This window comes from Paracoccus aestuariivivens (genome assembly GCF_009711225.1).
GTDB classification, from domain to species: domain Bacteria; phylum Pseudomonadota; class Alphaproteobacteria; order Rhodobacterales; family Rhodobacteraceae; genus Paracoccus; species Paracoccus aestuariivivens.
Window position 1 is genome coordinate 40903 of record NZ_WMIE01000024.1, and the last position, 12947, is coordinate 53849.

A 12947-nucleotide genomic window follows, 5' to 3' on the forward strand; every position below is an offset into this window, starting at 1 on the left:
TGCGCCCGCTTTTTGCCGACACGATGGAGGTTATTGGCGCGACGGCGCCCTGCCGGCAGAGGCCGGTGGTGTCACGACCCAGATGACGCGCGATTCCTCGTCGGAATCATTGTCGACCCGGTGCCGCAGCATGCTGGAAAAGCGGAAACTGTCCCCTTCGTTCAGTTCATGGATGTCGTCACCGATCAGAAGCTTGATCTTCCCCTTGATGACGACGCCGGCTTTCTCGCCCTGATGGTTGTAAAGTGCGCCACCCGAGGTACCGCCCGGCTCGAACCGGAACTCCCACATCTCCAGCAGGCTGGCGCCGGGCGGCATCAGGAACATCTTGTTGATACCCGTTGCCTTGAGGTCGAGGCAGTGGCGTTGATTGGCACGGACGATGAAGGGGTTCTGCGATTCGGGCACGGAATCGCCAGCGAAGAACTCGGTGATCGGCACGTCCAGCGCCCCGGCCAGCAATCGCAGGGTGCGCAGCGACGGCGTTGCAAGGCCGCGCTCGATCTGGCTGAGCATCCCGATCGAGATCTGCGCTTGTTCGGCCAGCTGCCCCAGAGACCAGGAGCGCCGCAGCCTTTCGCTACGGACAACCGCACCGACACGCGCGTCTTCCTGCGCGTGCAACTCATCCGCTGTGGGTTCTGATGTTCCGGGCTGGGTCTCAACAGCATTGGCTGCGCGGCCAGTGCCGCGCTTGCGCTTGGTTTTTTGAATATCGTCGTTGCTCATGGGTCCTCTGCGGCAAGCGTGAGGTGCGGGGTTGTTCCGGCTCGTATGGGGCCGATTGCATCGCTTGCTAGAAATATTAGCAACACTAAAAAATTTAAGTCAAGTTTTGACTGTGTTTAAATTTTGAGGTTGACAGAAAATTTTACTGTTTCGAATATCCGAGCATGGATTTTAACCATATCGAACCCTTCGCCTCGACCGAAGCATGGTTTGATCCGCACGAACACGAAAAGATCGGATGGCGTAAGATGCTCCCAGAGAATCTGAAATCCGCGCGGCGGATGAAAAAAGGAAATAGATTCGAAGACTTCCAGATCGGCAGGATCTTCGAACACCATTGGGGGCGCACCGTCCGGGCAAGCGAGTCCATCTTGTTCTCGACGCTGACGCTGAACTTCAATCCCACCTATTTCAACAAGTGCTATGCCGAAGCCTTGGGCCATCAGGAATGCCCGGTTAACCCATGCTTCGTCTTCACTCTGGTGCAGGGGCTTTCGGTCGAGGATCTTTCCGAGCCGGGTGGTGCTTTTCTGGGCATTGACGATCTAGAGTACGGCGCTTCGGTATATCCCGAAGACACGATCACTGCCCGCAGCACGGTGAAGGCGCTGCGTGCCTCGAATTCCAATCCCGGAACCGGGATCGTCACCTGGCATACCGAGGGGTTCAATCAGCGGGGCGAGCGGGTCATCAGCTTCATGCGTACCAATCAGGTGCTGCGGGCCGAGGTGGCAGCATGACCGGTATGACCGAGGACCGTCAGGCCATTCAGGATGCCGCGCGCGAGTTTGCCCGGCGCGAGATCATGCCGCACGCCCCGACGCTGGATGCCGCTCAAGCCGATATCCCGATGGCCATGCGCGACAAGCTGGCCGAGATGGGCTTCTTCGGGATTTTGATTCCGCAGGAATATGGCGGGCTGGGGCTGGGCTGCTATGAATACTGCCTGGTCTCGGAAGAACTGGCACGGGCCTGGATGTCGGTCGGCTCGATCATCGTGCGGGGCAACCTGCTGATCGGTAGCCAGTTCATGAGCGAGGAGCAGCGCCGCCGCTATTTGCCCCGAATGGCGATAGGCGAGATGGTTGGCGCTTTCGCGATGTCGGAGCCGAACGCCGGTTCCGATGTGGCGGGGCTGACCACCCGCGCGGTCAAGGATGGCGACAGTTATCTGATCACCGGCAACAAATACTGGTGCACCTTCGCCAAGGAGGCCGACTTCCTGATCGTGGTCGCGCGCACATCGCCCGCACCCGAGGGAAAGCGGCACCGTGGTCTGTCGATGTTCATGGTGGAAAAGCCACGCGGTGCATTCCCCGCGGGACTGCAGGGGGCGGCAATCCCCAAGATCGGTTATTTCGGGATGAAGACCTATGAATTAGCCTTCGACAACCTGCGGGTGCCCGCCGAAAACATGATCGGTGAAGAAGGCAAGGGTTTCTACTACGCTACGCAGGGGTTGGAATGCGCCCGCGCGCAAACCGGGGCGCGGGCCGTGGGCGTCGCGCGTGGTGCGCTGGAAGACGCCGTCACATATTCCCACGAGCGGGCGCAGTTCGGAAAGCCGATTTCGGCGTTTCAGGAAACCCGTTTCAAGATCGCCCGCATGGCGACCGAGATCGAGGCCGCGCGCACGCTGGTCTATGATGTGGCCGACAAGATCGATACGGGCCTGCGCTGCGACCGCGAGGCGGCGATGGCAAAGTATTTCGCCAGCGAAATGGCCGAACGCGTGGCGTCCGATGCGCTGCAGATCCATGGCGGCGCGGGCTACACCAAACTTCATGACGTTGAACGCCACTGGCGCGACGCGCGGTTGACCAAAGTGTTCGAGGGCACCTCGGAAATCCAGCTGCGCGTGATCTCTGACAGCATTTTGGGGAGGGGCTGAGATGCTCGATACCGAAGCCCTTACCGGCAATGAGACCTATTTCGAGAACTTCACCGTCGGCGACGTGATGAAGCACGCGCGTGGCAAGACGGTAGAGCCGCTGGAGAATGTCCTGTTCACCAACCTGACGATGAATACCGCAGCCGCGCATTTCGACGAAGCCACGATGGCATCGGCACCCTTCGGCCAGCGGGTGGTCTACGGTGGGGTCACCGCTTCGCTGATGATCGGGCTTGCCAGTCAGGACACCTCCGAGAACGGCCTGTCCGAGCTTTCAATGACCGGACTGCGGTTCAGGTCGCCGGTGTTCCATGGCGATACGGTCTATGCCTTCACGCAGGTTCTGGCCGTCGAGGGCAGTGACCGCGAAGACGCGGGAATCGTCACCTTCCACCACTGGGGTGTGAACCAGAAGGATGTCGTCGTTTGCGAATGCCAGCGCCGCGTGCTGATCAAGCGGCACAGCCACTGGGGCAAACGCCGGTGATCGGGGCGCTTTCCGATCTGCGCGTGATCGACCTGACACATTTTCTGGCTGGTCCCTACTGCACGCAGATGCTGGCCGATCAGGGGGCCGATGTCATCAAGGTCGAGCCGCCGGGTGGGGACGTGACCCGAACCTTCGGGCCCTTCCTGCCCGACGACGATTTGCAGGCCTTTGCGGGTTACTTTGGATCGGTCAACCGGAACAAGCGGTCGATCACGCTGGACATGAAGTCCGAGGCTGGACGCGAGGCCTTGCTGCGCCTGATCGACGGGGCCGATGTGGTCGTCGAGAACTACCGCGCGGGCGTCATGGAACGGCACGGCCTTTCCTACGAAACGCTGACCGCGCGGAACCCGCGTCTGGTCTATGCCGCCGTACGCGGTTTCGGCGACAAGCGCGGCGGCGAAAGCCCCTATGGCGACTGGCCTGCCTATGATGTGGTGGCACAGGCTTTCGGTGGCATCATGGCGATCACCGGCCCCGAAGGAGGGGAAGCGACCAAGATCGGTCCCGGCGTGGGCGATATCATCCCGGCGATGTTCGCGGCTTTTGGCGTTCTGGCGGCTGTGCTTCATGCGCGGCGGACCGGACAGGGGCAGTTCGTCGATATCTCGATGGTAGATTCGATCCTCGCGATCTGCGAGCGGGTAATCCATCAGCATTCCTTCGCCGGAGTCGTGCCTAAACCGCAGGGCAACCAGCATCCGTTTCTGGCGCCCTTTGGCACTTTCCCGACACTCGACGGGCTTTGCACCATTACCGCCTATGACGACCGGATGTTCGGCCTGCTCTGCGATCTTCTGGAACTGACAGATGTGCCGCAGGATGTCCGTTTCTCCACCTGGCAGACCCGATACGAAAACCGCGTTGCTCTGATCGATGTGATTTCGGCCGTGACGCGGCTGAAGACCAAGGCCGAGTTGATGACACTTCTGGGGGGCAAGGTGCCTTTCGGGCCGGTCTATGACGTGTCCGAGATCGTGCAGGATCCTCATTTCATCGCGCGGCAGATGATCGTGCCGGTCGACCAACCGGGCACCGACAAACAGGTTTTGCTGGCCGGTATACCGGTGAAGCTGACCGAAACGCCAGGTGCTGTGCGCAGGGCCGCACCGGTTCTGGGCCAGCATACCAATGAAATTCTGACCGAGGCGGGGTTCTCCCCCGACCGGATCGAAACAATGCGGCAGTCGGGTGCCTTTGGGCCCGTTGTGCGCAAGACGAAAGAGAGAGCCTGATGAATACCTCCCTTCGCCCTCAACGTTTGCGCCGGGTTCAGTTGGCTGTTCCCGGATCCTCGGAAAAGATGATCCGCAAGGCGGCTGCATCTGATGCCGACCATGTCTTTCTGGATCTGGAAGATGCCGTCGCCCCCAGCCAGAAGGTTGAGGCCCGCAAAAACGTCGTAGAGGCGCTCAACACGCTTGATTGGGGCAAGAAGACCCGCTGCGTCCGCATCAACGATCTATCGACCAAGTATACATACGAGGACATCATCACCGTCGTCAGCGGTGCGCGTGAAAATGTCGATACCTTGATGCTGACCAAGGTCAAATCGGTCTCGGACGTGCTGTTTGCCGACACGTTGTTGCGTCAGCTGGAAGAGACGCTGGGCCTGACCAAACGCATCGGGCTTGAAGCCCTGATCGAAGAGGTCGAGGGGCTGCAGAATGTGGAAGAGATCGCCAAATCCTGTGACCGGCTCGAGGCGCTGATCTTCGGCATGGGCGATTTCTCGGCATCGATGGGCGTTTTGATCAAGCCCGATGGCAAGGTCGGCCCCTATCCGGGCGATGTCTGGCATTATTCACGCTTCCGCATGGTCATGGCCTGCCGAGCGGCGGGCATCGATCCGGTTGACGGCCCCTATGCCGATTTCCGCGATCCCGAGGGCTATACCGAGGAATGTTCTCGGTCGCTGACGCTAGGATGCGTCGGCAAATGGGCGCTGCATCCCGCCCAGATCCCGCTGGCCATCGATGTCTTCACTCCGGATGCCGATGTTGTTTCCCGGGCCCGCAAACTCGCCGCCGCCTATGACGAGGCGTCCAAACAAGGGCTGGGCGCCATCAACTTCGAGGGGACGGTCGTCGATTTGGCCTCGATCCGCATGTTCGGGGCAATCCTGAAACAGGCCGATCTGATCGGCATGTAACCCGCTGAAAGAAAAAGGGGGAAGGCGGCAAAGATCGCCACCCTTGTCTACCAACATAGAGGATAGATGATGAACCTGACACGACGTAAATTGCTGGGCACCGGCGCGGCTGCGCTTTCCGTTGCCATGATCGCGCGACCGGACGTTGCGCGCGCTGCGACCACGCTCAAGATGTCGATCGATACCGGCCCGGGGCACCACCGGACCGTTGTGACCGAGCGCTGGGTCGAGATCGTTAACAAGGCAAGCGGCGGCGAACTGACGATCGAGCTTTATCACTCGGCACAGCTGTTCAAGGATTCCGACCTGCCTCGCGCCTTGCGTCAGGGTGCCATCGACATCGGCATGCCGGGCAATTGGGTTCTGGGCGGCGTCGATCCGAACAACGATATCTTTCTGATGCCGATGTTCTTCGGGGTTCCGCAGGACAAGATGCACCTGATCAGTGATGGTGAAGTGGGGGCCAAGCTGGGTGCGAAGCTGGAAACCAACCTGGGTGTCAAGATGGTTGGCCGCTGGCTGGACCATGGCTACAGCGATCTTCACGCCACCTATCCGGTGCAGGGCAGTCAGGATCTGAAGGGCAAGCGCGTCCGCAGCTTTGGCGGCGCCGGCACCGAAGCCCGCATCCGTTATTTCGGCGGCGACCCTGTGCTAATTCCGTGGGCAGATGTGCCTTTGGCGTTGAGCCAGGGCAACTTCGACGCGATGTATTCGGTTTCGGCAGGGGTCGCCTCGTCGAAGCTGTGGGAAGCGGGCGTGACGCATACCGTGGTCGAGCCCCAGTTCTTCCACCAGTATTTGCCAATGATCGGCAATGCCGCGCTGGCCAAATTGCCCGAGGAAATGCAGGCGCTGATCTTTTCGACTTGGGAAGACAACATCGTCGCTTTCCGCGCCTCGACCATGGCGGCACAGGCGGCGGCGCATGGCCTGCTGGAAGAAAAAGGCGTGACTGTCGTTCGCCCCGATCCGGCAGGATATGTGACGATCAGCGAGGGTCTGATGAAGACGCAGGACAAGCTGACGACCGACCTGAAGATCGATCCCGAACTTGTCGCGCTTTCGATGAAGGCGCTGAATCCTTCCAGCTGATCTGCAGAGGGTGGTCCCTGCGGGGGCCGCTTCCTTTCTCGTCGGAGGTTCTCCTATGCTCTCCAAAATCTTGCGCCAGCTGACAGGTGTGATCGGTCTTCTGTCGCTGTTGCTCTACTTTTACCAGATCGTGTCGTCCTGGCTGTTTCACGCCTGGTCGATTCCCTGGTTCGCCGAAGTCGCGGTTTATGCGATCACATGGGCCATGTTCCTCGCGGTCAGCGAACTGGTGGCTCAGGACGGCCATATACGCGCGGATTTCGTGATCTCGCGGCTATCGGTGCCGGCACAACGCCGCTGCGAGCTGATCAATTGTGGCTTTGGTGTCGGCTTTTCGGCCTTGATGCTGTGGTACGGCTGGCTGCTGACCTGGGATGCCTGGATCTGGGATGACCGCAGCCCAACCGGCATCGCTTTCCCGCTGTGGATCTACTACAGCTGCGCGCCGATCAGCGGTGCGCTGATGCTCTATCGCTATTGCATCCGCCTTGGCCAGTATCTGTTCGCCTTCAATCCCACCACCATGAAACTTGTTTCGAACGAGGTGATGTAGCCATGACTATCCAGGCGATAGGTCTTGTCTTCTTTGGGCTTCTGGCGATCGGAATGCCGCTTTACCTAGTGCTCGGCTCGACAGCCGTCGTCATGTACGGGCTGAACGGTGATCCTTTGGTCGGCGTGTTCCAGAAGATGCTGGACGGGCTGAACTCCGAGACGCTGCTGGCGGTGCCGTTTTTCGTGATGGCGGCAGCCTTCATGGAAAAAGGCGGCGTGGCCAAGGCGATGATCGATCTGGTGGCACTGGCTGTCGGACGGGTCCGGGGCGGGATGGCGATTGTCTCGATCCTAGCCTGCACGCTGTTCGCGGCAATCTGTGGCTCGTCCGTCGCTACCGCGATGGCGATGGGGGCGATCCTTGTTCCAGCAATGAAAAGCCGTGGCTATCCGATGCCGTTCTCGTTGGGCGTGCTGGCGGCTGCGGGCACGTTGGGCATTCTGATTCCACCCAGCCTTGCAATGATCCTTTATGCGCTGATCGCCGAGGAATCCGTGCCGCGTCTGTTCCTTGCCGGAGTGATCCCGGGGGCAATTCAGGCGGCGTTGTTCATCGGCTATTCAATGTTTTACGCCTACCGGCACAAGCTGCCGCGCGAGGCGTCGATCCAGCGCGCGCGCGGTGAACGCCGGCGAATCCTGTTACGTGCCCTGCCTGCATTGTCGCTTCCGGCGATCGTTGGCATCGGCATTTATGGCGGCTTTACTACTGTGACAGAAGCCTCTGTCCTGACCGCCATGGCGGCGCTGCTGATCGGAGCCTTCGTCTACAAGGGCTTTCCCATCAGTGACACGCTGGGCCAGGTGGCGGATGCGGTTAAATCAGCAGCTGTGATCACGATCATCATCGCGACAGCTTTGGCCTTTGCGCAGTGGCTGACCTCATCCGGCGTCCCCGCGGCGATTGTCGAGTTCATCACCGAGATCGGCCTGAAGCCTTGGCAGTTCCTGCTGATCATCAATGTGCTGTTGATTGTCATGGGAATGTTCCTTGAGACCGTAAGCATCATGCTGATCACCCTGCCGATCCTTGTGCCGCTTCTGGGGCCGCTTGGAATCGACCCGGTTCACTTCGCGGTGGTGATGACGATCAACATGGAGCTAGCGCTGTTGACCGCACCGGTGGGGCTGAACCTTTTTGTGCTGAGCAACGTGTCGAAGACGCCGCTCAGCGTGGTCACGAAGGGGGTTTTCCCGCTGGAATGTCTGCTGTTCGGCTTGCTGATGCTGGTCACCTATATCCCCGAGCTTTCACTTTGGCTGCCCAATCTCGTCTACGGCGAATGATCTGATCTGCGCAAAGGGCGGTCCGCCCTCGGCGCAGAACCAATTTCAAAAGGTTTCTCCCCATGAACAGAACCCCCGTTATCTCTGAACTTTCCGGCCTGATCTGGGAGCTTTGTCTGGCCCCCGGCGACGCTGTCGAGGAAGGGCAGGCAGTGCTGCTGCTTGAATCGATGAAGATGGAAATTCCCGCCCTTGCTCCGGTTGCCGGACGGATCAGCGAGATTCTGGTCGCCAAGGATGATGTCGTCGAGACCGCCCAGATACTTGCTTGGATTGAATAACATGAGCTTTGAAGATCAGATCGCCGAACTGAAGGTCCGTCGGGAACAGGCGCGCGCCATGGGGCCTGTCGCACGGCACGACAAGCGGCGCGAGCAAGGCATGATGAACGCACGCGAACGGGTTGCAGCCCTGACCGACGATGACAGCTTTACGGAATGGGGACTCTTGGCGGTCTCGAGCCGGTCCGAAGACCGCAACCGCTCCGCCGCCGACGGCTATGTCAGCGGCTACGCGACCATCGACGGGCGGGATGTGGTCATTCATGCGGCGGATTTCACGACGCTGGGTGCTTCTACCTCGGCCATCGGTGACAAAAAATTTCACCACGCCAAGGATAATGCCAATAAGAACGGAGTTCCCTTGGTGCTGCTGAACGAATGCGCGGGATCACGTATCCCGGACATCATGGGTGCGCAGGGTCTGCACCGCGCCGGTGAGCATTCCGAGCTATGGCGCGATCGGTCAAGCCCTTGGGCAGCGGCCGTGCTGGGGCTGACCTATGGCGACGGTTCTTTCTACGCCTCGATGTCGGATTTCGTGGTGATGCGGAAGGGTGCTGTTCTGGCGGTGTCGAGCGAGCATGTCACCTCGGTCGCGCTGGCTGAAAGCGCAGACCCGGCCGAATTCGGCGGTTGGGAGGTACAGACCACCGTCACCGGCGTCGTCGACCGTGCGGTCGATACCGAGGAAGAGGCGCTGGAAGCAATCCGTCGCTTCCTGTCCTACATGCCGTCCCATGCGGGCGAATTGCCGCCCAGGGCCGAACGACGCGAGGCCGGAGGAGATCCAGAAGAGCTGCTGACCCTGCTGCCCGAAAGCCCGAAGCGCGCCTATGATGTGCGCCGTATCCTCAACGTGATTTTCGACAAGGATACGATCTTTCCATTGAAGGAACGCTTTGCACCGGTGGCTTTCACCGGCCTTGCGAGACTTGCTGGTGAGGTCGTGGGCGTCATTGCCATTAACCCGCAGTTCAAGGGCGGTGCACTGGACGCCGATGCCTGCAACAAGATCATCAGCCTGATCGTGCTGTGTGACAGCTTCAACATCCCGATCATCACCTTTGGCGATACGCCCGGCTTCATGGTCGGCGCAGCGGGTGAACGGCAGAAGATGCCGGGAAGGATCATGAACTACCTTCAGGCCTTAGGAGCGGCGACCGTGCCCAAGCTGTCCGTCATCATGCGGAAGTCCTATGGGCAGGCACATCTGAATATGGGCGCGGGCTATTGCGACGAGATGGCGGCCTGGTTCACGGCCGAAATCAGCCTGATGGGGCGCCAGCCTGCGATGAATGTGCTGCACCGCCTTCGCCCGGGCGACACGCCCGAAGAATACGAACGGCTTGAAGCACAGATTGCCCGCGATACCTCGGCCTATGCGCTGGCCGATGCCTTTATGGCGCAGACGGTGATCGACCCGCGCGAGACGCGGGACTGGCTGATCCGGATGCGCCGTCTTCACCAGCGCAAGCTGACCGGCGGCATCGGTGCGCGCCGGCTTGCCTGCTGGCCGACAACCTGGTGAGGCAGCGATGAATAGGATGCACCCGTCCGCCCCCGACCTGCGCGACCGCGCCGTCTTTGGCTTCTTCACCGAGGAAAGCTTGCGGATCGCGGACCTCGACATAAATGGCCATGTGAATAACGTTGCCTTCATCCAGCTGATGGAAAACGCGCGCAACCAGTTTATCGACACGCAGACGCCGCTGAAGCGGAGCGAAAAGATGACCTTCATGCTTGTGAAGTTCGACGTGAATTTCATCGGGCAACTGCACTATCCCGGAAAGGTGGAATCAGCCTGTCGTGTGCTGGAACTGGGGCGTTCGTCGCTGACCTTCGGACAGGCGCTGTTTGATGGAGCCCGATGTGCCGCGACTGCGCGTGCCGTGATTGTCAACGTAGACCGCGCCGCCCAAAAGGCTACGCCGTTCACCGAAAGCGGTCGCCTTGCGCTGGAGGCGTTGTTGTCTATCGGCGGCGTGCGATGAGGAGCGGGGTTGATCAGGTCGCGGAGGAGTAAATGCCAAGTTTCGCGCATTGATTTGGACCAGCCAGATCGTGGCCGTGCGATATTTCACAGTACGCGAAAGGTTTGCGACACACCTTCAACGCCTGCCCAGCTTCGTTGGTGAGCGCAAGAGCTGCTATACGCCTTAGCGGATATTTCAAATTTATACGCCAAGCCGCATAAAGTGTTCTGATACGGTGTAGCGAATATTTACAATTTATGCGCCTTGGCGTATATGAATCACATGAGTGATTTAGCACGCACGCCAAGACAGATCGGGACTATCATCCAGCGAGCACGCAAGAAGCGCGACTGGACACAGATGAAGCTCGCCGAACGGGCAGGCCTGCGCCAAGCGACGATCTCGATAATAGAAAGCGGGGAAAGACCCGCAAAGCTTGAATCCATCCTCGCTGTCCTTGCGGCTCTCGATCTGGAATTCAGGATCGAAGAGCGCTCCAAGGGACATGGCAGCGACATCGAGGACCTGTTCTGATGGGGCGGCGGCCAGCCTATGCGCCGTTGCGGGTCTATCTGAACAATCGACGCGTCGGCACCTTGAGCCGCGCGGCAAGCGGTGCCATCGGGTTTTCATACGAAGCGGACTGGTTGGGCTGGGAACATGCTCTACCAGTCTCTTTGTCACTGCCGCTGCGGGAAACGCCCTATCGCGGCGAACCCGTCTCTGCCGTCTTCGAGAACCTGCTGCCTGACTCGGACAGGCTGCGCCGCCTCGTCGCCGAAAAGGTCGGCGCTCGCGGAACTGATGCCTATAGCATGCTGACCAAGATCGGCCGCGACTGCGTGGGTGCTCTGCAGTTCATCGCAGGAGACGACGAAGTCCCTGACGCTACCAGCAAGATAGAAGGTGAAGCGGTCGATGCTGCCGCCATCGAGAAAATCCTGAACGGATTGAGCCAGGCACCGCTTGGCCTAGCCAGCGATGACGGCTTCCGGATTTCAGTGGCAGGCGCGCAAGAAAAGACCGCCCTGCTTTGGCACGACGGTCAGTGGATCAAGCCCCATGGCACGACGCCGACCACGCATCTGATCAAGACCCAAATCGGAAAACTGCCTGATGGCATTGATCTCTCGGACAGCGTCGAGAACGAGTACTATTGCCTGAAACTCACCGCAGCATTTGGTCTGCCCGTGAACACTGCCATCATCGAAACCTTCGGCGAGACCAAGGCTCTGGTCATCGAGCGCTTTGATCGCCGCTGGACGAAAGACGGGCGATTGCTGCGCCTGCCACAGGAAGATTGCTGTCAGGCACTCTCTGTCCCGCCGACGCTAAAATACCAGAACGAGGGCGGTCCCGGCATGATAGATGTTCTGGGTTTGCTCAAGGGCAGCGATACACCGATCGAAGATCAGGACATCTTTCTCAAGGCCCAGCTCATCTTCTGGCTGATGGGCGCGACGGATGCCCATGCCAAGAACTTCAGCGTATTCCTGAGCCCCAGCGGTAGCTACCGGATGACCCCGCTCTATGACATCTTGACAGCGCAAGTGGCACTGGACGCCCGCCAGATCGAACGCAAACAGATGAAGATGGCGATGTCGGTCGGAGACAGCCGCCACTATCGCTTCGATCAGATTCACGGACGGCATTTTATGCAGACGGCCATGCGCGCCGGCTTTTCAAAAAAGCGCGCCACCGCCATCATCGAGGAGATCGCGGCAAGAGCCCCCGCGGCTCTCGATACTGCCGCCAAAGCCCTACCAAAAACGTTCCCGCAAGCCATTGTCGAGACCGTCGGCAAAGCTGTCATGGAGCGGCTAGGCTGCCTTAAGCTATCTGACGCCGTGCAAGGTGTGCTTTCAGGCTGAGCCGCGACCCTGACGCAGATGAAATTAGGGCAGGGGTTCCACCTCGGTCACCAGCTTCTCGCCGGAATCGTCCGCTGGGGTGCGATAGCCAAGGCATTTTCTTGGCATGGTATTGAGCAGGAGACAAATGGCGGTGATCTGGCGGCTGTCCAGCAATGTGCGATCGACATCGCGCGGCAGCCAATGTCGGACCCGGCCATTGGTGCTTTCGACCGTGCCTTTCTGCCAAGGCGCCTGCGAGTCACCGCCGATGCCGCGCCGAAACGAAGATGCACTGCGTCAAGCTGCTGAGCCATCGCCTGTCCGCGCGCGATTTCGACCGTCAGGTCGCCGAGTTGCACGTTCGCGTGGCCGTCCTGAACGGCTTCACCGCGCTTGATATCCTCGTCACGGAAGACGTGGGAAAAATCGGTCCGGGGCAAGGGGAAAGAGGTGGTCGCACGAATTCGGATCGGGGGCTAAGCTTTAGCGCCTGAGGAAGAATGACCCGAAATGCCGAAACGCAGACGCTATTCTGCAGAGTTCAGGGCGAAGGTGGCTCTTGAGGCCATCCGCGGGGAACTGACGACGGCCGGGTTGGCCAAGAAGTTGAACGGCGAACGCCACCGGTTCGGGAGAGCCGT

14 protein-coding genes and 2 pseudogenes are annotated in these 12947 nt (G+C 59.9%); 14 read left to right on the forward strand and 2 right to left on the reverse strand.

Annotated features, from left to right (window positions below):
- Positions 1 to 30 precede the first annotated feature (30 nt).
- Positions 31 to 729, reverse strand: a complete 699-nt coding sequence (locus GL286_RS20085) for a helix-turn-helix domain-containing protein (RefSeq protein ID WP_155097356.1) — start codon at positions 727 to 729, stop codon at positions 31 to 33.
- 248 nt (positions 730 to 977) lie between these two features.
- On the opposite strand from GL286_RS20085, the gene GL286_RS20090 reads away from it, so the two are divergent.
- The 13 genes from GL286_RS20090 (at position 978) to GL286_RS20150 (ending at position 12324) form a co-directional block, all read left to right on the forward strand.
- On the forward strand, positions 978 to 1469 hold the full coding sequence (locus GL286_RS20090; RefSeq protein WP_155097357.1) for a MaoC family dehydratase: 492 nt from the start codon (positions 978 to 980) through the stop codon (positions 1467 to 1469).
- The gene (locus GL286_RS20095) at positions 1466 to 2620 is read left to right on the forward strand and encodes an acyl-CoA dehydrogenase family protein (RefSeq protein WP_155097358.1); all 1155 of its coding nucleotides are present in this window, start codon (positions 1466 to 1468) and stop codon (positions 2618 to 2620) included. Before GL286_RS20090 ends, GL286_RS20095 begins: the two co-directional genes overlap by 4 nt.
- A 1-nt stretch (position 2621) precedes the next feature.
- Positions 2622 to 3107, forward strand: coding sequence for a MaoC family dehydratase (locus GL286_RS20100; RefSeq protein ID WP_155097359.1), 486 nt, complete (start codon positions 2622 to 2624; stop codon positions 3105 to 3107).
- Complete coding sequence (locus tag GL286_RS20105; protein WP_155097360.1) at positions 3053 to 4345, forward strand: CaiB/BaiF CoA transferase family protein; 1293 nt, start codon at positions 3053 to 3055, stop codon at positions 4343 to 4345. The genes GL286_RS20100 and GL286_RS20105 overlap by 55 nt, the downstream gene beginning before the upstream one ends.
- Complete coding sequence (locus GL286_RS20110) at positions 4345 to 5262, forward strand: HpcH/HpaI aldolase/citrate lyase family protein (RefSeq protein ID WP_155097361.1); 918 nt, start codon at positions 4345 to 4347, stop codon at positions 5260 to 5262. The genes GL286_RS20105 and GL286_RS20110 overlap by 1 nt, the downstream gene beginning before the upstream one ends.
- Positions 5263 to 5331: 69 nt before the next feature.
- Positions 5332 to 6357, forward strand: a complete 1026-nt coding sequence (gene dctP / locus GL286_RS20115; protein ID WP_170295321.1) for a TRAP transporter substrate-binding protein DctP — start codon at positions 5332 to 5334, stop codon at positions 6355 to 6357.
- A gap of 55 nt (positions 6358 to 6412) precedes the next feature.
- Entirely contained in the window at positions 6413 to 6910 is a 498-nt protein-coding gene (locus tag GL286_RS20120) for a TRAP transporter small permease (RefSeq protein ID WP_155097363.1), read from the forward strand.
- 2 nt (positions 6911 to 6912) lie between these two features.
- Positions 6913 to 8199: a TRAP transporter large permease gene (locus GL286_RS20125; protein ID WP_155097364.1), complete on the forward strand. Its 1287-nt coding sequence runs from the start codon at positions 6913 to 6915 to the stop codon at positions 8197 to 8199.
- Between the two features lie 62 nt (positions 8200 to 8261).
- The gene (locus GL286_RS20130; protein ID WP_155097365.1) at positions 8262 to 8480 is read left to right on the forward strand and encodes an acyl-CoA carboxylase biotin carboxyl carrier protein subunit; all 219 of its coding nucleotides are present in this window, start codon (positions 8262 to 8264) and stop codon (positions 8478 to 8480) included.
- Between the two features lies 1 nt (position 8481).
- Positions 8482 to 10008 (forward strand): acyl-CoA carboxylase subunit beta, encoded by a 1527-nt coding sequence (locus tag GL286_RS20135; RefSeq protein ID WP_170295322.1) that lies wholly within the window; start codon positions 8482 to 8484, stop codon positions 10006 to 10008.
- Complete coding sequence (locus GL286_RS20140; protein ID WP_155097367.1) at positions 9971 to 10471, forward strand: thioesterase family protein; 501 nt, start codon at positions 9971 to 9973, stop codon at positions 10469 to 10471. Before GL286_RS20135 ends, GL286_RS20140 begins: the two co-directional genes overlap by 38 nt.
- Before the next feature lie 264 nt (positions 10472 to 10735).
- On the forward strand, positions 10736 to 10987 hold the full coding sequence (locus GL286_RS20145) for a helix-turn-helix domain-containing protein (RefSeq protein WP_155097368.1): 252 nt from the start codon (positions 10736 to 10738) through the stop codon (positions 10985 to 10987).
- A complete protein-coding gene (locus GL286_RS20150; protein WP_155097369.1) occupies positions 10987 to 12324 on the forward strand; it encodes a type II toxin-antitoxin system HipA family toxin in 1338 nt (445 codons plus the stop codon). The genes GL286_RS20145 and GL286_RS20150 overlap by 1 nt, the downstream gene beginning before the upstream one ends.
- Before the next feature lie 24 nt (positions 12325 to 12348).
- Here the strand turns inward: GL286_RS20150 and GL286_RS22975 are convergent.
- Positions 12349 to 12579 (reverse strand): annotated as a pseudogene (locus tag GL286_RS22975) (IS30 family transposase); the annotation flags it as partial.
- Between GL286_RS22975 and GL286_RS20155 the strand changes: the two are divergent.
- A pseudogene (locus GL286_RS20155) lies at positions 12567 to 12728 on the forward strand (IS5/IS1182 family transposase); the annotation flags it as partial. The pseudogenes GL286_RS22975 and GL286_RS20155 sit on opposite strands and share 13 nt — an antisense overlap.
- Positions 12729 to 12947: the final 219 nt, after the last annotated feature.